This window comes from Microbacterium sp. P5_E9 (assembly GCF_054049175.1).
This window is the reverse complement of record NZ_JBFUMV010000006.1, coordinates 110904-132201: the sequence shown is the minus strand read 5'-3', so window position 1 is coordinate 132201 and position 21298 is coordinate 110904. Positions and strand designations below refer to the sequence as shown.

Genomic DNA, 21298 nt, shown 5'->3' with positions numbered 1-21298 from the left:
CGAACCGTGGTCGACGTGCCGGGCGTGGCGCGGGGATGGGCGGGCGTGCCCGACCTACCCTGGGCACATGGCACGCTCTCCCTTCACTCTAGCCGCGTCCGTGACGTCAGCTCTGCCTCGGGTCGGCGTCATCGGGGCGGGTCTCCTGACCGAGGGTCTGACCGGTCGCTACGACTCGGCGGTGGCCGATCTCGACGATGGCCGCCGGGTCGTCGTCCGGGCGCCGGCGGCGCCGGAAGCCGCCGGCGAACTCGCCGCGGAGGTCCGCGCGCTGCGCGCGCTGACCCCCGGCGTGCGAGGCCTCCTCCCTTTCCGCGCGCCTGAGCTCCTCGGCGAGGCGGGCCTCGGCGATGCGCGGGTCGTCGTCGTCGACTTCCTGCCCGGATACCGCGTCGACGCCGCGCACCTCACCCCCGGCCTCGGGGCCGCGACGTCAGTGGGCGAAGCCCTCGCCGCGCTGCACGCGCTTCCGCTGTCGATCGTCCGGACCGAGGGCCTGCCGGTGCGCACCCCGCAGCAGATCCGCGATGACGCCGACCGGCTGATCGACCGCGCGGAGGCGACCCACGCGGCGCCTGCGGCACTCATCGCGCGGTGGCGTCGCGCCATCGCCGCCGATGTGCTGTGGCGCTTCGAGTCCGCCGTCGTGCTCGGCGGAGCAGGGGCCGCGTCGTTCCTGTTCGAAGACATCGACGGACGACCGACGGTGACCGGTCTGCTCGAGTGGCACGGCCTGCAGGTCGGCGATCCTGCGACGGATCTGCAGTGGCTCGCGGCAGCGCCGACCGCCGCCGAAGACGTCTACTCCGCCTACGCGGCGCGGACCGTCCGGGCGCCGGACGGGCTGCTGCGCGAGCGTGCCCGGCTGTACGCCGAGCTCGAGTTCGCGAAGTGGCTCGTGCACGGGCACGAGGCCGCGCGCCCCGAGATCGTCGAAGACGCCGTCGGGCTCCTGGAGGCGCTGGCGGAGGGTGTGGGCGGCGATGAACTCGTGCCGGACGACGCCCTCGGACTCGACCACGCGATCGCTGTGCTTGGACGGACGCCGGAGTCGGCGCCACCCGCCTCCGACACGTCGATGCAGACCGACGCGTACGACCCAGAGGAGCTGTCGCTCTGGGTGAACCTGGACGACGCGCAGGAACAGGCGGATGCCGCGGCCAGCCGCCCTGCCCACGACGACACGTCGACCGCTCCGATCGACATCCGGGCATTCGTCGCGCGCGAAGCTGCAGCCGAACACCCGACGGCGCCGATCATCGGCGATCTCTCCGCGCTCGAGTCGGACGACGTCGAGGCCGATGCGCAGCGCTCCGCCGACGCGGCGCTGCGACGCTGGACCGACTCGGCCTGACGCTGGGGGCGCTCAGCCCCGCAGCACCAGGTCGTGGGCAACGTAGTAGAGCGCGACGTCGATCTGCTCGAGGGGCACCGCGTGCTTCTCGTGGTACGCCCGCCGGTACAGCTCGAGCTGCAGCATCCGCTGTCCGCGCTCGGTCTCGTCGCGTGGCGGGGCGCCGGTCTTCCAGTCGACGATCTCGATGCGTCCGCCATGATCGGCGCGTCGATAGACGGCGTCGAGCTTGCAGATCACGATGTGCGCCGAGCCGTCGAGCGAGGTCTCGGTGAAGTCGATCTCGGTCTCGACTTCGAGCGGCTGGAGGTCCGCCCACTCGGAGGCGAGGAAGCGCCGGCGCAGGTCGTCGAGGGCTTCTTCGTCTTGCACGGATGCCTCGGTCCCGGACGCGTCGTCGTCGCCGTCCCACAGCGCGTCGTCGAGCGATGCGCCCAGTCCGGGTCGCTCGGCGCGGGACTCGACCCAGGCGTGGAACAGCGTGCCCAGCCGGGTCTGACGGTAGGGACGCTCCGGGAGCGGGCGGGCGATGCGCGCCACCGTCCCGGCGTAGTCGGTGACGAACGACTTGTACTGCGAGGCCGGGATGCGTGCCGGGGCGCCACCCGCCACCGGCGAGCGGCGCTCGGCCCGTTCGGCGAGCAGGAGTTCCAGCTCGGGGTCGGGCGCCTGCCGGGTCGCGGCCTGCGATTCGGTGACGGCCAGTGCTGCGCGCTGCACCGCTTCGCGGCGCGCGCCGAGCGGGTCGAGCGGCCACTCGAGGATCCGGCGCTCGCCCAGGTAGGGATTCTCGCCGTGGTCGTCATCCGGCAGCGGATGACCGGACGCCTCGGCGATCTCGGCGAAGAAGACGCTGCGCTCCCGCGGGCGCTTGGCACCGGACCACGAAGAGCCGCTGAGCAGCAGGTGGTCGCGCGCACGGGTGACGGCGACGTAGGCGAGTCGGCGGTCCTCATCGAGCTGCCGGCGGCGATTGGCCGCCACGAAGTCGTCGATCGCGTTCTTCAGCGCCTGCTGCGTCGGTGCCGCCGCGCGTTCCCATGCGAGCTCGGGGAGCCAGCGCGCGTCGCCCCGGAAGGAGTACGGGAGCACCCCGAACCCCAGCCAGCCGCGGGTATCGCGGGCAGCTGAAGGCAGCTCGTCCTTGACGAGGCGCACGACCGCCACGGCATCCCATTCCAGCCCCTTCGAGCCGTGGATCGTGAGGAGCTGCACGACATCGTCTTCGGGCGGCTCGGTGCGCGGCGCGAACTCGTCGAGGCGTTCGGCGTGATCCAGCCACGCGAGCAGGCTCGACAGGGCCCCGGTTTCGTCGGCGGCGAGGAAGGCATGCAGTTCGTCGACGAACGCCCGCAGCTGCGCTGAAGCGATTCGGGCTGGTCCGCGCGCTTCGTTCGCCGCCAGCTCGACATCGAGACGCAGCTCGACCTCGATGAGGCGGACGAGGTCGGGGATCGGCATTCCGGCAGCCTGCCGAAGGCCGGCCAGCACCGCGCCGGCCTCGCGCAGCCGCTCGCGCGCCTCGGGCGTGAAGCCGGCGAGCCAGGAGTGATCGGCTCTGCTGCGCACCACGAAGTCGAGAGCATCCACCAGCGAGCCCTGGTCATCGCCCGCGCTCGCGCGAATGCGCTCTGCGACCTCCGGGGCGAGCGGCTGCAGCGCGGCATCGTGCGAGGCGAGACGCCGCGCCAGCTGGGCCAGGACCCGCAGATCCGCGAGTCCGATCGCCCAGCGGGGCCCGGCGAGCAGCCGGATCAGCGATGACCCGGCGGCGGGGTCGCTGATCACGCGCAGGGCGCTGACCACGTCGACCACTTCCGGCGTGGACAGGAGTCCCCCGAGGCCGAGGATGCGATGCGGGATGCCGCGGCGTCCCAGGGCATCGCCGAAACGCACCATGTGCTTCTTGCTGCGGAAGAGGATCGCTCCGGTCGTGGCCTCGCCGCGGCGGCGCCTCTCGGCGCGGATGCGGGCGAACCACTCCGCGACGTGATCCGCCTCTGTGTCGAGATCTGCGTCGAACGCGAACTCGACGGCACCGTCCGGGGCGCCGGGTCGTGGACGCAGGGCATCGACGGTCACGGGCGCCGATGCGGCGAGCGGGGCGAGCACCGCATTGGCCGCTGTGAGCACGGAGGCGCTGTTGCGCCAGCTCGTCAGCAGCGCGAACCGGGCGCAGGTCGCCTCGGTGGCGAACGCCGCCGGGAAGCCGCCGAGGTTGCCCGCGCTCGCGCCGCGCCAGCCGTAGATCGCCTGATGCGGGTCCCCCACCGCCATGACGGCGGTCTCCCGGAAGAGCGCCGCGAGCAGATCGGTCTGCGCCACCGAGGTGTCCTGGTACTCGTCGAGCAGCACGACGCGGAACCGGTCGCGCAGCTCGGCGGCGACCGCGTCGTGGCTGCGCACGACCTCGAGGGCGCCGGCGACCTGGTCGGAATAGTCGAGCACGCCCCGACGCCGCTTCGCCGCGGMGTATTCGCCGGCGAGGCGCGCGAGCAGGGCCAGCGCCGAGACGTTGGTCTCGGCATCCGACACATCCTTGTAGACGATGACCCGCTTGCTGTCCGACGGCCGGTCGAGCACGTCCGCGAACCGTTCGGGGAACGCAGCCAGCGCATCGAAGTCGATCAGGTTGTCGACCCCGTCGCGGGCGATCCGCAGCGCGGCGTCGATGATGCTGCGCAGCGCCTCGCCGCGGGTCTCCAGCCGGGGGTCGTCGGCGGCGAAGACCACCCGCCGCATGAGCAGCCAGGCCGCGGACTCCGACAGCACCGCGGCCTCGGCATCCCGCCCGATCCGCACCGCATGCTCACGGACGATCTGATCGGCGAAGCTGTTGTAGGTCGACACGGCAGGGCGGTGCAGCAGGCGGTCAGAGTCGTCCTCCCCCGCGGGCGGCGCTGCGGCGACTTCTGTCGCGAGCGCGTCCAGCGCGGCGAGGCGCTGCGCCTGGTCGCCGTCCCGCTCGATGCGGGCGAACACCTCGAGGCGGCCGGCTCCGTGCAGCACCGGGAGGTGCGGGACCAGGCCGCGTCGCTCGAACTCGGAGAGACGCTGCAGGCGGCGCTGAATCCGCTCCGCAAGCTCACCGGCGGCCTTGCGCGTGAAGGTGAGCCCCAGCACCTCGTCCCGGCGGACGATCCCGTTCGCGACCAGCCACACGACGCGTCCTGCCATCGTCTCGGTCTTGCCGCTGCCCGCGCCCGCCACGACGAGGGCCGGCGCGAGGGGCGCTTCGATGACCGCGGTCTGCTCGACCGTAGGAGGGAACTGCCCGAGGGCGGCGGCGATCGCCGCGGCGGACAGGGTCACGAGGCGCTCACCGCCGCGACCGTGTGGATGCGGCAGAGGCCGTACGAGTGCTCATCCCGGCAGTGCTCCTCGTATGGTGCGCGGAACGCCGTGCCGCGCATCACGCCGACCGCGTCGCGGATGCGCTCGAAGAAGGCGGCGCGACGCTCGTCGTCGAACGGCGGCTGCCACGGCGTAGCGTAGTCGGTCTTCTGCGCGGTGGGACGCAGCACGAGCAGCTTCGCTCCCCCGGACGCACGCCCCTCCGCGGCCGAGATCGCCCCGGATTCGAACGCGAGCTGATAGGCGGAAAGCTGCGGGTTGTCGAGCACCCGCGCGTCGGTCTGCGGCTCGTTCTTGCCCGTCTTCAGGTCGAGGATCACGACCGCTCCCTCGGGCGTGAGCTCCACGCGGTCGATGTAGCCGGAGAGGATCGCCCCATGCTCGAAGGCCTCGTCGTCGCCGAGCGGGATCGCCACTTCGAAGTGCGGCTCCGCCTCCACCAGGGCGCCGCCCGCGGCCTCGAAGCGACGCAGGTACAGGTGCAGCCGTCGCACGAGGTCGCGTGCCCGGGTCAGCTCCGCACGCTCGCGCCAGGGCGCCTCGAAGGTCAGCTCGCCCCAGCGCGCCTCGACGGTGGCCCACAGCGCCGCCTCGTCGGATCCGTCGGAATGCTCGAGAGCCGCGTGGATGATCGTCCCGAGGCCGGCGGTGGTGCCACCGGGGTCTCCGCCCAGGTCGCCGATCACCCAGTTGAGCTCGCATTCCTCGAGGGTGTGCAGCCGCGACGGAGACACGCGGACGTCCTCCTGGTGCAGATCGCGCAGCGGCGCCGTCGAAGTCAGCGGCGCGATCCCGTACCACTCCCCCGGCGCCGCGCCCGCGACCCCGGCGTCGGCCAGCAGTGCGAGCTGTCCCGCCGCCCTGCCACGCCCGCGCGCGGCGGGGTCCGTCAAGGCGCGCCGGTGGAGGGCGACGAGCCCGCGCAGCGACAGCGGATGCTCCATCGCGCGCGTCGCGGGGAGCGCATCCGGCAGGAATTCGAAGAACACGCTCGGCCCGGTGTCGTCGTCGTCGACCGCGGTGACGACCAGCTCGCGTCTGGCGCGCGACAGCGCACGCACGAACAGCCTCAGCTCGTCGTGCATCGCCGAACGGCGACGATCCAGGATGCCGGGGGGCATCGTGTCGCCCGCGTCGCGGGATGCGGCATCCGACAGTCGCCAGGTGTCCAGCAGACTGCCCCGCAGGCGGGTGTTGGGCCAGACGCCGTCCTGGACGCCGGCCACGATCACGGTGTCGAATTCGAGTCCGAGCGCCCCCGCCGGGGTGAGGACGCGCACCGCCTGATCGGGGACCGGCGAGTCGAGACGGTCTTCGGCGACGGCGGTGTCGAGGATGCCGCGCACGAACGCGCCCGGATCCGCGTCGACCCCGCGCTCGACGTAGCGCTTCGCCGCCTGGAAGAGCGCGACGACGGCATCGAGATTGCGGTTCGCCTGGGCCGCGATCGGCCCGTGCGCGCGAGCCTGCTCACTCCAGGCGCGCTCGAGGCGGCTCCGCTCCCAGGCCGTCCACAGCAGCTCGTGGATCGTGGCGCCGCGGGCCCGCTCGGTGCGCAGGGCGGTCAGCGTGTGCGCCAGGGTGGCGGCGCGACGCGCCTCGCGTGTATCGATGAGTTCGAACTCGAGCGGTGTGCGCAGCGCGGAAAGCAGCAGATCCCGTCCCCCGCGGTCGCCTCCCTCGGCGAGCTCGCGGTGCCGCAGCGCCGATCGCAGACGCCGGAGCTCGACCGGGTCGAGCCGCCCGCACACCCCGAGCAGCGCATCAGCCGCCTCTTCGCAGCTCCAGGTGGCGTCGTCGCGCCCGGCCAGCTCGATGAGCCCCAGGAGGTCGCGCACCGGCGCGATGGCCCCGAGCGCCTGTCCCGACCCGCTGGCGCGGGCCGGGACGTCACGCGCGGTCAGCTCGGTCTCGAGCGCCGACACCTGCCGGGTGTCGTGGGCGATCACCGCGCACTGCGCCCACGGCACGCCATCACGGACGTGCCGCTCCCGCAGGAGCCTGGCGATCGCGTCGAACTCCTCGGCCCTTGATCGCAGGGCGAACGCGCGCACCGAGTCGTCGGCGGCCACTCCGACCGGCGCCGCTCGGTGCTGCACGACGCCGCTCGCACCGATCCGCTGGGTGATCTGGCGCACCAGGTCGCCCTGGGCGGCCGAGCCCCGATGCGCGTGCACCAGCACGCCGGCGATGCCGAGCCCGGATGCCACGCGGGCGAAGTTCTCCGGCGTCGCGCCGCGGAAGGCGCCGGAGCCGACATCCGGATCGCCGAAGGCGAGCACAGCGATCCCGCGTGCCGCGCACGCTTCGAGCAGCTCCACACCTCCGAGGGTCAGCTCCTGCGCATCGTCGACCAGCACGGCGGCGACGCCGGCGAACGCCCCGAGCGCCGCCGCGCCAGGCGGGGCCGATCGGAGGATGCGGCCGGCCTCGAGGACCAGCCCGGCTGCGTCGCGGTGGGCGCCGCGCATCCGCGCGCGCACCTCGAGGTATTCGCCGAAGAACGACGCCATCGCCTGCCATGCCACCAGCTCGTGCTGTGCGCCGAGTTCGGCGAGCCGGCGTGGATCGATCCCGAGCGTCGTGCACTCGGCGAGGAACGTGCGCACTTCGGTGCGGAAGCCGGAGGTCGCACGGATCGCCGGGGCGAGGAACGGCGGCCACCCACGCCCCCCGCCCACCGCTTCGTCTGCGGCATCGCCGTCGAGCAGATCCTGGATGATCTGGTCTTCGTCGCCTCCGGTGAGCAGCTGCGGCGGCTCGCGGTGGGCGTGCACTTCGAAGGCGCGCACGATCTGGAAGGCGAGGGACGCCACCGAGCGGGCCAGCGGGCCGGAGGTCGCGCGATCGACGGCCAGTGCGAGCCGGTCCCGCAGGAGCGTGGCGGATTGCCGTGACGGCGTCAGCACGACGATCGCGTCGGGGCTCATGCCGCCGGCGACGAGCGATGCGACGCGCTGCACGAGGGTCGTGGTCTTGCCCGTGCCGGGGGCGCCCACCACGACACCGGCCGCCATCGGCGTGAGCTCGACGACGGCGCGCTGACGCTCATCCAGCGCAGGGCCCGCGCCGGGGCCCTTGCCCGAATGCATGACCAGCACGCTAGCGCGACTCTCCGACACCGGATGACCGCCCGCCGGGGGTCCTCGAAGGTGACGTAGAGTGGCCATGCGCCGCTCCGGCGCCGCCCCCGCACCGCAGAAAGGCACTCTCACGTGGAGATCCGCATCGGCATCACGAACTCTGGCCGCGAACTCAACTTTGAGTCATCCGAGTCTGCCGACGTCCTGAAGAAGTCGATCTCGACAGCGCTCGACGCCGGCGCGACCCACCTCACCTTCAACGACATCAAGGGCGACTCGTACATCGTTCCGACGGCAGGCCTCGCCTACATCGAGCTGGGCACCGAAGAGGCGCGGCGCGTCGGCTTCGTCGCCTAGGCCCTCGCCGTGCAGATCCTGATCGCGCTCGTCGTCGGCGCATCCATCGGGCTCGCCGTGCACTTCCTGGCGAAGGCGCGCGCGACCCGCGGACCCGTGCTGGCTCCGATCATCGGAGCCTTCGCGGCGGGTCTGGTCTGGATGATCCTCACCTGGGCCGGCATCGGCACCGACAGCGTGTGGCTGTGGCTCTCGCCGTTCGTGGTGTCCTGGATCGCGTGGCCGATCGTGGCGCTCATCAGCCGGACACGGCTCGCCCACGACGACCGGGAGCGCAAGCGCCTCCACCTCGCCTGATCCGTACCGGATCGAGTGTGCTCAGGCCGCGAGACCCATCGCGTCCATCCGCTTCGAGTGCGCCGCCATCAGCTCGGTGAACACCGGCTCGACCTTCTCCTCGTCGGCGATCCGCAGGGTCCCAGGGCGCAGCGCGGAGCGCGCGATCAGCAGTGTGTCGCCGACCAGGCGCCTCCCCCACATGGCGAGCATCGACTTCCACTCGGGGTCGCTCGCGATCGTCTCGACGAGCAGATCGACGACCGCTTCCCGGTCGTCGTCGGCCTGGAGGATCTTCGCGACGCGGCGTCCGGTGTCGCCGTAGCTCGCCGACAGCGCGAGGTAGAAGTCATCCAGCATGCCGGCGGTGATGTGCACCGAGAGCATCGTCTCCTGCGGACGCACCCCGTGGGTCGCCGCGCGGAAAGCGTCCAGCGGCTCGCGGAAGGGCAGCATGAGATCGGTCGGATCGGCGCCGCGCTCCCGGATGAGCGCCACCAGCTCTTCGTGCTTGGTCAGCGCCGCTCCGGCTGCCCGGGAGAGCGCCTCCTTCTTGGAGAGCTCGGGTGTGGAGGCGATGAGTTCGCTGAGCGTCTCGAAGAACCCGATCTGCAGGTAGGCGGCCTGTCCGAGGAACGTGTCGACGCCCGGCGCGAGCTCTTCGAAGTCGACGCGGGTGTGCTCGCTCGCCTCGTCGCGCGAGCGCAATCGGAGCGCGCGGGACTCCCGACGGGGACGGCGCAGCCACTCGAACACGGAGCCCAGCCTAGGCCTGCGTCAACGCGCAGACGAGCGCAACCGGGATCGCACAGCCGCACCCGGTATCCTGGGTCTGTCCCGGCGTCGGATCGGGACCCCGCGCCTGTGGCTGAGTGAAAGGCGTGGATCACTTCACCAGGCGGTCATCTCGCCGCCGGACAGGCTCTCAATCGTGACGACCTTCGCCGACCTCGGCGTAGACCAGGACATCATCGACACCCTTGCTGAAAAGGGCATCATCGATGCGTTCCCCATCCAGGAGCAGACCATCCCGCTCGGGCTGCCCGGGCAGGACATCATCGGCCAGGCCAAGACCGGAACGGGCAAGACCTTCGGGTTCGGCATCCCCGTCGTGCAGCGTCTCGGTTTCGACCCGGGCCCCGGCGTCAAGGCGCTCATCGTCGTTCCCACTCGCGAGCTGTGCGTGCAGGTGTACGAAGACATCGACATGCTGACCCGCAACCGCCCGACCAGCGTTGTGGCGATCTACGGCGGCAAGGCCTACGAGGGCCAGATCGAGCAGCTCAAGGCCGGCGCGCAGATCGTCGTCGGCACCCCCGGCCGGCTCATCGACCTGAACAACCAGCGCCTGCTCGACCTTTCGAACGCGACCGAGGTCGTGCTCGACGAGGCCGACAAGATGCTCGACCTCGGCTTCCTGCCCGACATCGAGAAGATCTTCTCGAAGGTGCCGGCGGTGCGGCACACGCAGCTTTTCTCGGCGACCATGCCCGGCCCGATCGTGGCGCTCGCGCGCCGCTTCATGTCGAACCCGATCCACATCCGTGCGACCGACCCCGACGAGGGCCTCACGCAGGCCAACATCAAGCACCTCGTCTACCGCGCGCACTCGCTCGACAAGGACGAGGTCATCGCCCGCATCCTGCAGGCCGAGGGCGGCACCAAGGCCGTGATCTTCACCCGCACCAAGCGCGCCGCGCAGAAGCTCGTCGATGAGCTCGGCGATCGCGGCTTCAACGCCGCCGCGGTGCACGGCGACATGAGCCAGGAGTCGCGCGAGCGCTCGATGGCCGCGTTCAAGGCCGGCAAGCGCGATGTCCTCATCGCCACGGATGTCGCGGCCCGCGGCATCGACGTCGACGACGTGACGCACGTGATCAACCACACCATTCCGGACGACGACAAGGCGTACCTGCACCGCGTGGGTCGCACCGGCCGCGCCGGCAAGACCGGCATCGCGGTCACCTTCGTCGACTGGGACGACCTGCACAAGTGGGCGCTGATCAACCGCGCGCTCGAGTTCGGCCAGCCCGAGCCCGTCGAGACCTACTCGTCGAGCCCGCACCTGTTCACCGACCTCGACATCCCCGCGGGCACCAAGGGCCGGATCACCACGGCACCGCGCACCCAGACCGTGCGGACCCAGCCGGCCAGCGCCGCGGCCGCCGCGCCCGAGGGCGATGGCACACCGCGTCGTCGTCGCAGCCGCTCGCGCGGCACGGGTGCCGACCGCGTCGGGTCGACCTTCGAGGACGGCAGCGCACCGCAGTCCGCCCCCGCGAGCACCGACACCGACGGTGCCGTTGAGCGCGCGGCGGAAGGCAGCGGCACGCACGACGGTCAGGGCAGGGAGCACCACGACGGCAAGCCGGCCCCCACGCGCCGTCGTCGACGTCGCCGCGGCTCCGGCGCGGCGGCTCCGGCCACCGGCGCCTGACCGCGTCTCAGTCCGCTGCCCCGCGGCGCCGCACGGCGCGGCGGGCGCGGCGCGACTCCGGCACCGCATAGTCGGGAGCACGTGGCGGGTACACCCAGGTCACGAGCACGACCGAGATGATCATCAGCAGGAACCACGACACCAGTTTGCTGATCGAGACCGGGTGCCATCCTTCGACCTGGTCGGGGTATGCCCACGCGCCCGCCCACGTTCCGATGTTCTCCGCCAGGTAGATGAACAGCGCGACTCCGGCGAACGCCGCGAGCAGCGGCATCCGCACCACCGAGCGCCAGACGCGCGCGTACTGCACCGTCGGCAGCCACACGACCACGACGGCGCCCAGCAGCACCCAGCGCAGGTCCCACCAGTAGTGGTGGGTGAAGAAGTTCACGTAGATCAGGACCGCCACCACAGCGGTGAGCCAGCGCCGCGGGTAGCGGGTGAACCCGAGGTCGAACAGCCGGTACACCCGCACCATGTAGGAGCCGATGGCGGCGTACATGAAGCCACTGAACAGCGGCACGGCCGCGATCCGCAGCACGCCATCGGCCGCGTACGCCCACGATCCGACGTCGGTCTTAAAGACCTCCATCACGGTGCCGGTGAGGTGGAAGAGCACGATGACCCAGAGCTCGCGGCCCGTCTCCAGGCGGGTTGCGACCATGACGACCTGGATCGCGACAGCCGCGATCGTCAGGAAGTCGTTGCGGGCGAGGGCCGCGTCGTCGGGGTACCAGAGGCGCGCCGCGACGATGACCGCAAGAAGCGACGCCCCGAAGACGCACGCCCACGCCTGCTTGAGGCCGAACACCGTGAACTCCACCAGTCCGGCACGCACGCCACGGTCGGATGCGTCGCGCAGCAGGATGTGGGCGACCGCATCGATGCGGCGCTCGAGCGACGTGGAGTTGCGCATCACGGATAGACGGGGGCGCTTCCGGTGCCCTGGGCGATGATCCGCGCGACCATCTCGTCGCTCGTGGTGTTCTCGCCGGGCTGGTTGGGCTTGCCGAGTCCGTGATAGTCGCTCGACCCGGTCACGATCAGGTCATGCTCGGCCGCGAGCCGTCGCAGGATCGCCTTGCCCGCTTCGGTGTTCTCGCGATGATCGATCTCGAAGCCCGCCAGCCCCAATCCGATGAGGTGCTCGAGCAGCGAGACCGGCATCATGCGGGCGCGGCCCGCCGTGCTCGGGTGGGCGATGACCGGCACCCCGCCCGCCGCCACGATGAGCCGCACGGCGGCTTCGACCTCGGGTGCGTAGTGGCCCTCGTAATAGCCTTCGCTCGGATGCAGGATGCCGTCGAACGCCTCTCCGCGGTCGCGCACGATCCCGCGCGCGATCAGCGCATCGGCGATGTGCGGCCGCCCGACGGTGGCGTCTTCCCCGGTCTGGGCGACCACGTCCTGCCAAGTCAGGGGATAGTCGCGCCCGATGTTGGCGACGATCCGCTTCGCGCGGCCTCGGCGGTCGCCGCGGATCCGATCCAACTCCGCGCGCAGGCCGGCATCGTCCGGATCGAACAGGTACGCGAGGATGTGCACCGAACGCCATTCGTGCCTGGCGGACATCTCCATCCCCGGAATCAGCGTGAGGTGGAGGGATGCCGCGGCCTCAGCGGCCTCGGCCCACCCCGAGGTCGTGTCGTGATCGGTGAGCGCGACAGTGCCCAGACCCCGGCGGTGCGCCGCGGCCATGACGGTGGCCGCGGACTCGGTTCCGTCGGAGTGCACGGAATGCAGGTGCAGGTCGCTCGGTCCCTGGAATCTTCGCGCCGCCGCCATTCCTCGACACTAGCGCCGGGAAACAGCCGGGAACGGCCCCGCGGGGCGGCGATCTCCCAGGGTGCTGAAATAGAGTCGCGGACGTGTTTCGCCTGCTGGGAGTCTTCACGACCGTGCTCTGCGCGATCGCTGCAGCCGTCCTGACGTGGCCCGCCTTCTTCCGCGTGGAACGCATATATCCGATCGCTCAGATCGTGTCGTTCCGCGGGCTCATGATGCTCGCGATGGCCGCCTTCGTTGTCGTCGCCCTGCTGGTGGCGATCATCCGGCCGTTGCGCGCGTTCGCGATGTCCATCGCCATGGTGATGCTCCTCGCGGCCGGCGCGAACGGCGTGATCCTGCTCACGCGCGGCATCGGCAGCGAAAGCCTCCCAGCGAAGAGCGAGGACAGCATCCGCGTGATGACGTGGAACACGGCCGGGACGGCGACCTCGTCGCAGGAGGTGGCGCAGATCGCCGTGGCGATGGATGCCGACATCGTCACCCTCCCCGAGACCACGATCGAGACCGGCGAGCAGGTGGCGATCGCGATGCGCGACCTCGGGCACCCGATGTGGGCGTACCACACCGAGTACGGCGAAGACGGGTGGGACGCCAGTTCGACCACCCTGCTCATCTCCCCCGACCTGGGCGATTACAGCGTCATCGAGTCCTCGATCGATGGCTCCAGCAACACCAGCACGGTCCCCAGCGCCGTCGCGATGCCCATCGACGGCAGTGGGCCGATCGTGGTCGCCGCCCACGCGGTGGCGCCGCGGCAGAACTACATGGAACGCTGGCGCACCGACCTCCAGTGGCTGGCCGATCAGTGCGCCGACGCCGATGTGATCCTCTCCGGCGATTTCAATGCGACCGTCGACCACATGGCCCGCCTCGGCGTCGACGGCGGCACGCTCGGCCGCTGTCGCGACGCCGCCACGGAGACCGGCAACGGCTCGGTCGGCACTTGGACGACCGCCATCCCGGCCCTGCTCGGCGCACCCATCGACCACGTGATGACATCAGATTCCTGGAAGGCGACGGGATCCATCGTGCTGCACTCCCTCGACGGCTCCGGCAGCGACCACCGCCCGCTCATCGTGCAGCTGGAACCGGCGCACTGAGCGCTCGGAGTGCGAGACTGGAGCCATGAGCACGACAGGCGAAAACGACACGCTCGCAGCCGAGACCCCCGCCCGCCCTTCGACCTCGACCAACCGGCGCCAGCCGTACGGCAACGGCTTTCTCGAGACGATCTCCACCGGCTGGGCCGAGCGCCCCGATCCGGCACCGCCGGAGCGTGAGCAGGCGCCGTTCGCGGCGGCCCGCCGCGCGGCGCTGTCCGCCGCCTTCCCCGGACAGCGACTCGTGATTCCCGCCGGCGCACTGAAGCAGCGCAGCAACGACACCGACTACCACTTCCGCGCCCACTCGGCGTTCTCGCACCTGACCGGCTGGGCCTCCGACGCAGAACCCGGCTCGGTGCTCGTCTTCGAGCCGCGCCAGGGCGGCGGGCATGACGTGGCCCTCTATTTCCGCGAGCGCGCGGATCGCACCACGAGCGAGTTCTACGCGGATGCCTCGATCGGCGAGTTCTGGATCGGCCCGCGGCCGGCCCTTCCCGGCGTCGCCGGCGACCTCGGGCTCGCGACCAGGCACATCGACGACTTCGCCGCCGGTGACCACGATCTCGTTGTCGGTGACGACCCCGACCTGACCCGTGCCGTTTCCGAGCTGCGACTGGTGAAGGACGCCTACGAGATCGACCAGATGCGCCTCGCCGTCGCGGTGACCGCGAATGGATTCGACGACATCATCCGCGAACTGCCCAGCGTGCTCGAGCACCCGCGCGGCGAACGCATCGTCGAAGGCGTCTTCCACCGCCGGGCGCGCAGCGACGGGAACACGGTCGGCTACGACACGATCGCGGCATCCGGACCGCACGCCTGCTTCCTGCACTGGACGCGCAACGACGGGGTCGTCACGCCCGGCGACCTCATCCTCATCGACGCGGGCGTCGAGGTCGACAGCCTGTACACGGCCGACATCACGCGCACGATCCCGGTGAACGGCCGCTTCAGCGACGTGCAGCGCCGGGTCTACGAGACGGTGCGCGAGGCCGCCGACGCGGGCTTCGCAGCGGCTCGCCCGGGTGTGACGTTCCGCTCGGTGCACGAGGCGGCGATGACCGTGATCGCGAGCCGGCTCGCCGAGTGGGGCATGCTTCCGGTGACCGCCGAGGAGGCGCTCGATGCCGAGCACGGCGGGCAGCATCGGCGCTACATGGTGCATGGCACCAGCCACCACCTGGGCATCGACGTGCACGACTGCGCGCAGGCCCGTCGCGAGATGTACTACGACGGGATCCTCCAGCCGGGAATGGTGTTCACGATCGAACCGGGCCTCTACTTCCAGGTCGATGATCTGACCGTTCCGGAAGAGCTCCGCGGCATCGGCGTGCGCATCGAGGACGACGTGCTCGTGACGGCTGACGGTGTCGAGAACCTGTCTGCGGCGATCCCGCGCACAGCCGACGAGGTGGAGCAGTGGATGCTTCGTCTCGGGGCGCAGTGACCTTCACGCCTCCCCCGGCTTTCACGACGCGCCCCACGTTGGAGGGCACGTTCGGCATGGCCGCGTCGACCCACTGGCTCGCCACGGCCGCGGCACAGGCCGTGCTCGAGCGCGGCGGCAATGCGTTCGACGCGGCCGTCGCCGGCGGGTTCGTGCTGCACGTGGTCGAGCCGCACCTGAACGGCCCCGGCGGCGATCTGGTCGGCATCTTCGCCGCAGCCGGTGCACCCGGCGTGCCCGTCGTCCTCGTCGGTCAGGGTCCGGCACCGTCCGGGGCGTCCATCGAGCACTTCCGCGCCGAGGGGCTCGACCTGGTGCCCGGGGCCGGCGGGCTCGCCGCGGCGATCCCCGGTGCCGTCGATGCGTGGCTGCTGCTCCTGCGCGATCACGGCACGATGGAGCTCGCCGAGGTCCTCTCCTATGCGATCGGCTACGCGCGCGATGGCGCGCCGCTTCTTGCGACGACCGCCGCCACTATCGCGAAGGTCGCGGAGCTGTTCCGAGGCCACTGGCCTACCTCGGCGGCGCTCTGGCTGCCGGGCGGCCGCGTGCCGGCAGCGGGCACGATGATGCGCAACACCGCCTACGCCGCCGTCCTGGAGGCCCTGGTCGATGCGGGTCGCCACGAGCGCGACGAAGGGCCGATCGGTCGTGCCGCGCGCATCGATGCGGCGCGGCACGAGTGGAAGACGGGGATCGTCGCGCACGCGGCATCCGACTTCCTCGCCCAGCCGCACCGGCACTCCACCGGCTCCGATCATGCCGGCGTCATCACCGCGGCCGACTTCGCGGGCTTCGATGCGGGATACGAGGATGCCGTGACCGCCCCCTTCCGCGGGCATGTCGTCGCGAAGGCCGGCGCATGGACTCAGGGGCCCGCACTGCTCGAAGCGCTGCGCATTCTGGAGCCGCTCGCCGACGAAGACCTCGACCCCGGTACGGAGGCGGGTGCCCACACGATCCTCGAGACCCTGAAGCTGGCCCTCGCCGATCGTGACGCCCATCTGGGCGATGGTGCGCCCGTGGCGGAGCTGCTCTCGGCGTCGTTCGCGGGACAGCGGCGCGAGCTCATCGGCGAGGAGGCCTCGCACGAGTGGCGGCCAGGGTCGCTCGCCGGTCGCGAGCCTTTCCGGCCGACGCTGCGCACCGACCCGGATGTCGTCTCGGGCGCCGGTGAGCCCACGGTGTCGGCCGGCGGAGTGACGAGGGGCGACACCTGCCACATCGACGTCGTCGACCGCTGGGGCAACATCATCGCCGTCACTCCCTCCGGTGGGTGGCTGCAGTCCTCGCCGACCGTGCCGGAACTCGGGTTCTGCCTCGGCACCCGGCTGCAGATGACCTGGCTCGACCCCGAGTCGCCGTCGGCGCTGCGGCCCGGCGCACGCCCGCGGACGACGCTCACGCCGACGCTCGTGCTGCGGGACGGGCGGGCCATGATGGCACTGGGCACTCCAGGCGGCGATCAGCAGGAGCAGTGGCAGCTCCCGGCGCTCCTGCGGATGCTCGTCGGCGGATACACCGCCCAGCAGGCGATCGACGCGCCGACGCTGCACTCGATCGCGCTCGTCGACTCGTTCTGGCCGCGCACCTGGCATCCATCAGGGGCATACGTCGAGGACCGGCTCGGCGCCGACCTCATCGCCGGGCTGCAGCGCCGAGGCCACACCGTCACCCACGCGGGCGATTGGGCGCTCGGCCGGCTCAGTGCGGTCGGCATCGACCACGAGCGCGGCACGGTCTGGGCTGCCGCGAACGCCCGCGGCATGCAGGGTTACGCGGCGGGGCGCTGACGCATCCAGCCCGCGACGAGAGGGGCGAGGTCGGCGCCGATCTCGTCGGCGGGGAGCTTGCGACCCTTGACCTCGAACGAGTGCCCGCCGCCCGGAATCCAGTACAGCGTCGCGTGCTGGCACGACGCGATCGCCTCATCCAGTTGGGAGTGCGGATCGACGAAGGGATCGTTCGCGCCCTCGACGAACAGCTGCGGCTGCGAAACCTCCGGCAGGTGGGCGACGCGCGCCTTCGCCGGGTCGCCGGGCGGATGCAGCGGATAGCCGAGGTACACGAGCCCGGCGGGTGAGATGGCCGACTCCGCGGCCGCCATCGACGCCATGCGTCCGCCGTAGGACTTGCCGGCAGCGAACCATGGCAGGTCCGAGGCAGTCTCGGCCATCCAGGCCGCGACCGCGGCCCACGTCGTGACGGCATGCGCAGCGGGTCCCGGCATTCGTCGTCCAGCCTCGACGTAGGGGAAGTTGAAGCGCAGCGTCGCAATGCCCTCGGCCTGCAGCCGGCGGGTGAACCCGAGGAGGAACGGATGCCGATACCCGGTGCCTGCGCCGTGCGCGACGGCGATCGCGGCCCAGGCGTCGTCGGGGCRCTCCCAGTCGGCGGACACCTCGCCCTTCCCGGTGGGCAGGGCGACGACGATGTGCACCGGCACTGCCTCGGCGGTCACGGCTGTGCCGGCTCGGAAGGCTCCGCCTCGGTGTCCCCGGCATCCGCCTCGACCCGCTCGCCGTAGCGCGGGGGCTCGGTGCTGGGTCGCGGGGCGGTGACGGCATCCACGGCGGACGCCGGCTGCGGCGCCGCAGCGGGCGGGGACACGGACTGAGGCCCGAGGACCTGTCGAGCGCGCTGCACGCTGCCGTCTGCCACGCTCACCTCGTAGCGGTCGGCGAGCACCTGCATGACGGAGGCGAAGTCACGACGGCGACGCACCAAGGCGAAGGCGATGATGCTCATCAGCATTCCGATCGCCACGCCGACGAAGAGGACGCCCACGAAGGCCTGGATGGGCACGGTGGGTGACCCGAGCACGAGGATGGCCGAGAAGAGCAGGCCCAGGAGCACCCCGTTGATGGCGCCCGTCCGGGCCGCCGAGGCGTAGCCCAGCCTTCCGGTGATCCGCTCGATGGAGCGCAGTCCCTGGCCGACGATCGCGATGTCGCGCGCCGGGACGTCGGCCGCGATGAGGGTCGACACAGCCTTCTGCGCGGCCTCGTACGTGGCGAAGGACGCCACGACCTGGCCGAGCTCGCCCGCGGACTGCGGGACCCTTCCGCCCATCATGCTCACCTCCTCATCCTCCCATGGGACCGGGGCTACGCTGGACTGGTGAGCACGCAGAGGGTATTCGTTGCGCGCCTGACCGGGTGCGCTGTCTTCGACCCTGCGGGCGACCGACTCGGCAAGGTCCGGGATGTCGTCGTCATCTATCGCAAGGACGATCCGCCGCGCGTCATCGGCCTCATCGTGGAGATTCCGGGCCGCCGCCATGTCTTCGTCTCGATCGGACGCGTCGCCTCGATCGCCCCTGGCCAGGTCATCTCCACCGGCCTGATCAACGTCCGCCGATTCCAGCAGCGCGGCGGCGAGGTCCGCGTGATGGCGGAGCTGCTCGGACGCAAGGTCTACCTCCGGGACGGCTCGGGGGTCGCCGTCATCGAGGACGTCGCGATCGAGCGCAACCGCCTCGGTGAGTGGGACATCGGCCAGCTCTTCCTCCGTCGGCCGAAGACCAGCGCCGCGCCCTTCGCCAAGGGACCGACCACCTTCGCGACGTGGGCGGAGGTGCGCGAGCAGAGCGTGCCAGGCGAAGCGCAGTCCGCGGAGCAGCTCGTCGCGACCTACTCCGAGCTCAAGGCCGCCGACCTGGCGAACACCCTGCTCGAACTGCCCGAGGATCGCCTCATCGAGGTCGCCGAGGAGCTCACCGACGACCGCCTCGCGGATGCCCTCGAGGAGATGCCCGAGGATGAGCAGGTGCACATCCTCGAGGCCCTCGGCGACGAACGCGCGGCCGACATCCTCGACGCGATGGAGCCTGACGACGCCGCCGACCTGCTCGGCCAGCTGCCGGAGGGGCGACTGGAGACGCTGCTCGACCTGATGGAGCCCGAAGAGGCGGAAGACGTCCGCGCGCTGCTCCAGTACGGACCTGACACCGCCGGCGGATTGATGACACCCGAGCCGATCGTGCTCTCCGCCGACGCCACCGTGGCCGAGGCGCTGGCGACCATCCGTCGCCACGAGCTGCACCCCGCACTCGCCGCCGCGGTCTTCGTGACGCTGCCGCCGTACGAGACGCCGACCGGACGGCTGCTGGGCACGGTGCACTTCCAGCGCATGCTCCGCTATCCCCCGCACGAGCGTCTCGGCGCGATCATCGACGACAGCCTCGATCCGCTGCCGGCCACCGCGTCCGCCGCGGACGTCGCCCGCCTGCTCGCGAGCTACAACCTGGTCTCCGTGCCMATCGTGGATCAGGCGCATCGCCTGGTGGGCGCCGTGAGCGTCGACGATGTGCTCGACTACCTGCTGCCCGAGGACTGGCGCTCTCACGAAGACGCGAACGAGCCGGTGGAGGTCGTGCCGACGACGACCGCGAGCATCCCGAGGAGGCGCTGATGGCACGACAGTCGCGCCAGGCGACGCTCGACGCGCCCCGGGGCCGTTCGGGCGTGCTCCAGCGCACGCCGCAGCCGTCCCGCGATCGCTTCGGCCGGTTCTCCGAGTCCTTCGCCCGCGGGATGGGGACGTCCGGCTTCCTGATCGGCATGACCGTGTTCGTGCTGGTCTGGCTCAGCTGGAACATCTTCATGCCGGTGGAGCTTCAGTTCGACCCGGCGGCCACGAACTTCACACTCCTGACGCTCATCCTGTCCCTGCAGGCGTCGTACGCGGCGCCCTTGATCCTGCTCGCCCAGAACCGCCAGGACGACCGCGACCGCGTGCAGATCGAGCAGGACCGCCAGCGCGCGGAACGCAACCTCGCCGATACCGAATACCTGGCCCGCGAGGTCGTCGCTCTGCGCATGGCGGTCACGGACTTCTCGGACGAGATCATGACCCGCGACGTCCTTCGTGCGGAGCTGAAGACACTCCTCGAGCAGCTCGAGTCCCGCGCCGCGCGGCCGGCGCCGGCCGCCGACTCCGAGGCGCGGTGAGCGCTTCGTCCGAGGCCGTGCGGGCCGCGGTCGGGGCGGTGATCGATCCGGAGCTGCGCCGCACGCTCGATGACCTCGGCATGATCCGCGAGGTCGCCGTGGTCGGCGGCCTCGCATCGGTGGGCATCGTGCTCACCATCGTCGGCTGTCCCGCGGCCGACCGCATCCGCCGGGAGGTGACGGATGCCGCGGCCGCCGTCCCCGGAGTCGATCAGGTCGCACTCGATGTGGGCGTGATGTCGCCGGACGAGCGTCGTGCGCTCACCGAGCGGCTGCGCGGCGGCAATACGGTCCGTGTCATGCCGTTCGGGCCGGACTCCCTCACCCGGGTGATCGCGGTCACCAGTGGAAAGGGCGGCGTCGGCAAGTCGACGGTGACGGCCAACCTCGCGGTGGCACTCGCCGCGCGCGGGCTCTCGGTGGGTCTCATCGACGTGGACGTGCACGGCTTCTCGATCCCCGGGCTGCTCGGACTGGTCGACGAGCAGGGCCGCACGACGAAGCCGACGCGGATCGACGACATGATCCTGCCGCCGATCGCCCACGACGTGAAGGCCATCTCGATCGGGATGTTCCTTCGTGCGGGCGAGGAGGGCTCAGCAGTCGCATGGCGCGGGCCGATGCTCCACAGGACGGTGAACCAATTCCTCACCGACGTGTTCTTCGGCGACCTCGACATCCTGCTGCTCGACATGCCGCCAGGTACCGGCGATGTCGCCATCTCGGTGGGTCAGCTGCTCCCCCACGCGGAGGTCATCGTGGTCACGACACCCCAGGTCGCGGCATCCGACGTCGCCGTCCGCAGCGCACTCGTCGCACGACAGACCGGCCAGACCGTCGCCGGAGTCGTCGAGAACATGTCGGGGATGGTCCTCCCGGACGGCTCGGTGCTCGACCTCTTCGGCACCGGCGGGGGCGACCGCGTCGCGCGCACCCTCTCAGCCGAGGGTGAGACCGTGCCGCTGCTCGCCTCGATTCCGCTCAGCACGTCCCTTCGGGAGGACGCGGATGCCGGCATCCCTGTCGTGATCGCCCATCCCGAGGATCCGGCCGCCGTCGCCATCGCGGCCCTGGCAGCGGGCATCGCCGGCCAGCCTCGCGGTCTGTCCGGCCGTTCCCTGCCGCTGCGTCTGAGCTGAACCCCGCG

The 21298-nt window shown here is 71.3% G+C and carries 17 protein-coding genes; 10 read left to right on the top strand and 7 right to left on the bottom strand.

The features are described from left to right. The first annotated feature begins 67 nt into the window (after nt 1-67). A complete protein-coding gene (locus ACXJ3V_RS10610) occupies nt 68-1354 on the top strand; it encodes a phosphotransferase (protein ID WP_457100262.1) in 1287 nt (428 codons plus the stop codon). 12 nt (nt 1355-1366) lie between these two features. On the opposite strand, the gene ACXJ3V_RS10605 is transcribed toward ACXJ3V_RS10610, so the two are convergent. Next, complete coding sequence (locus ACXJ3V_RS10605; RefSeq protein ID WP_457100261.1) at nt 1367-4666, bottom strand: UvrD-helicase domain-containing protein; 3300 nt, start codon at nt 4664-4666, stop codon at nt 1367-1369. Beyond that, nucleotides 4663-7800, bottom strand: coding sequence for an ATP-dependent helicase (locus tag ACXJ3V_RS10600; protein ID WP_457100260.1), 3138 nt, complete (start codon nt 7798-7800; stop codon nt 4663-4665). Before ACXJ3V_RS10600 ends, ACXJ3V_RS10605 begins: the two co-directional genes overlap by 4 nt. A gap of 123 nt (nt 7801-7923) precedes the next feature. Between ACXJ3V_RS10600 and ACXJ3V_RS10595 the strand changes: the two genes are divergently transcribed. Both ACXJ3V_RS10595 and ACXJ3V_RS10590 read left to right on the top strand, forming a co-directional pair. Beyond that, nucleotides 7924-8148: a DUF3107 domain-containing protein gene (locus ACXJ3V_RS10595; protein WP_457100259.1), complete on the top strand. Its 225-nt coding sequence runs from the start codon at nt 7924-7926 to the stop codon at nt 8146-8148. Between the two features lie 9 nt (nt 8149-8157). Beyond that, complete coding sequence (locus tag ACXJ3V_RS10590; RefSeq protein WP_457100258.1) at nt 8158-8445, top strand: hypothetical protein; 288 nt, start codon at nt 8158-8160, stop codon at nt 8443-8445. A gap of 21 nt (nt 8446-8466) precedes the next feature. Here ACXJ3V_RS10590 and ACXJ3V_RS10585 read toward each other — a convergent pair whose 3' ends face one another. After that, nucleotides 8467-9180 (bottom strand): ferritin-like fold-containing protein, encoded by a 714-nt coding sequence (locus ACXJ3V_RS10585; protein ID WP_457100257.1) that lies wholly within the window; start codon nt 9178-9180, stop codon nt 8467-8469. 175 nt (nt 9181-9355) lie between these two features. Here ACXJ3V_RS10585 and ACXJ3V_RS10580 point away from each other — a divergent pair, with 175 nt between their 5' ends. Further along, the gene (locus tag ACXJ3V_RS10580; protein ID WP_457100256.1) at nt 9356-10861 is read left to right on the top strand and encodes a DEAD/DEAH box helicase; all 1506 of its coding nucleotides are present in this window, start codon (nt 9356-9358) and stop codon (nt 10859-10861) included. Nucleotides 10862-10868: 7 nt separating this feature from the next. Here ACXJ3V_RS10580 and ACXJ3V_RS10575 read toward each other — a convergent pair whose 3' ends face one another. Both ACXJ3V_RS10575 and ACXJ3V_RS10570 read right to left on the bottom strand, forming a co-directional pair. Continuing rightward, a complete protein-coding gene (locus ACXJ3V_RS10575) occupies nt 10869-11777 on the bottom strand; it encodes a DUF817 domain-containing protein (protein WP_457100327.1) in 909 nt (302 codons plus the stop codon). Then, a complete protein-coding gene (locus tag ACXJ3V_RS10570; RefSeq protein ID WP_457100255.1) occupies nt 11777-12646 on the bottom strand; it encodes a PHP domain-containing protein in 870 nt (289 codons plus the stop codon). Before ACXJ3V_RS10570 ends, ACXJ3V_RS10575 begins: the two co-directional genes overlap by 1 nt. Nucleotides 12647-12729: 83 nt before the next feature. Here ACXJ3V_RS10570 and ACXJ3V_RS10565 point away from each other — a divergent pair, with 83 nt between their 5' ends. From ACXJ3V_RS10565 to ACXJ3V_RS10555, 3 genes are read left to right on the top strand one after another with little or no spacing between them, the layout of a single operon-like run. After that, a complete protein-coding gene (locus tag ACXJ3V_RS10565) occupies nt 12730-13749 on the top strand; it encodes an endonuclease/exonuclease/phosphatase family protein (protein WP_457100254.1) in 1020 nt (339 codons plus the stop codon). Nucleotides 13750-13774: 25 nt separating this feature from the next. Further along, nucleotides 13775-15199 carry an aminopeptidase P family protein gene (locus ACXJ3V_RS10560; RefSeq protein WP_457100253.1) on the top strand — a complete coding sequence of 475 codons (1425 nt, stop codon included), beginning with the start codon at nt 13775-13777 and terminating at the stop codon, nt 15197-15199. Continuing rightward, a complete protein-coding gene (locus ACXJ3V_RS10555; RefSeq protein ID WP_457100326.1) occupies nt 15196-16992 on the top strand; it encodes a gamma-glutamyltransferase family protein in 1797 nt (598 codons plus the stop codon). Before ACXJ3V_RS10560 ends, ACXJ3V_RS10555 begins: the two co-directional genes overlap by 4 nt. Here the strand turns inward: ACXJ3V_RS10555 and ACXJ3V_RS10550 are convergent. Then, the gene (locus tag ACXJ3V_RS10550) at nt 16974-17660 is read right to left on the bottom strand and encodes an alpha/beta hydrolase family protein (protein ID WP_457100252.1); all 687 of its coding nucleotides are present in this window, start codon (nt 17658-17660) and stop codon (nt 16974-16976) included. The two genes, ACXJ3V_RS10555 and ACXJ3V_RS10550, sit on opposite strands and share 19 nt — an antisense overlap. Next, the gene (locus ACXJ3V_RS10545) at nt 17657-18274 is read right to left on the bottom strand and encodes a general stress protein (RefSeq protein WP_457100251.1); all 618 of its coding nucleotides are present in this window, start codon (nt 18272-18274) and stop codon (nt 17657-17659) included. The genes ACXJ3V_RS10550 and ACXJ3V_RS10545 overlap by 4 nt, the downstream gene beginning before the upstream one ends. Before the next feature lie 45 nt (nt 18275-18319). On the opposite strand from ACXJ3V_RS10545, the gene ACXJ3V_RS10540 reads away from it, so the two are divergent. The 3 genes from ACXJ3V_RS10540 to ACXJ3V_RS10530 are packed head-to-tail and all read left to right on the top strand — an operon-like array spanning nt 18320 to nt 21290. Further along, nucleotides 18320-19612: a magnesium transporter MgtE N-terminal domain-containing protein gene (locus ACXJ3V_RS10540; RefSeq protein ID WP_457100250.1), complete on the top strand. Its 1293-nt coding sequence runs from the start codon at nt 18320-18322 to the stop codon at nt 19610-19612. Further along, complete coding sequence (locus ACXJ3V_RS10535) at nt 19612-20151, top strand: DUF1003 domain-containing protein (protein ID WP_457100249.1); 540 nt, start codon at nt 19612-19614, stop codon at nt 20149-20151. The genes ACXJ3V_RS10540 and ACXJ3V_RS10535 overlap by 1 nt, the downstream gene beginning before the upstream one ends. After that, the gene (locus ACXJ3V_RS10530; RefSeq protein WP_457100248.1) at nt 20148-21290 is read left to right on the top strand and encodes an Mrp/NBP35 family ATP-binding protein; all 1143 of its coding nucleotides are present in this window, start codon (nt 20148-20150) and stop codon (nt 21288-21290) included. Before ACXJ3V_RS10535 ends, ACXJ3V_RS10530 begins: the two co-directional genes overlap by 4 nt. The last annotated feature ends 8 nt before the right edge of the window (nt 21291-21298 follow it).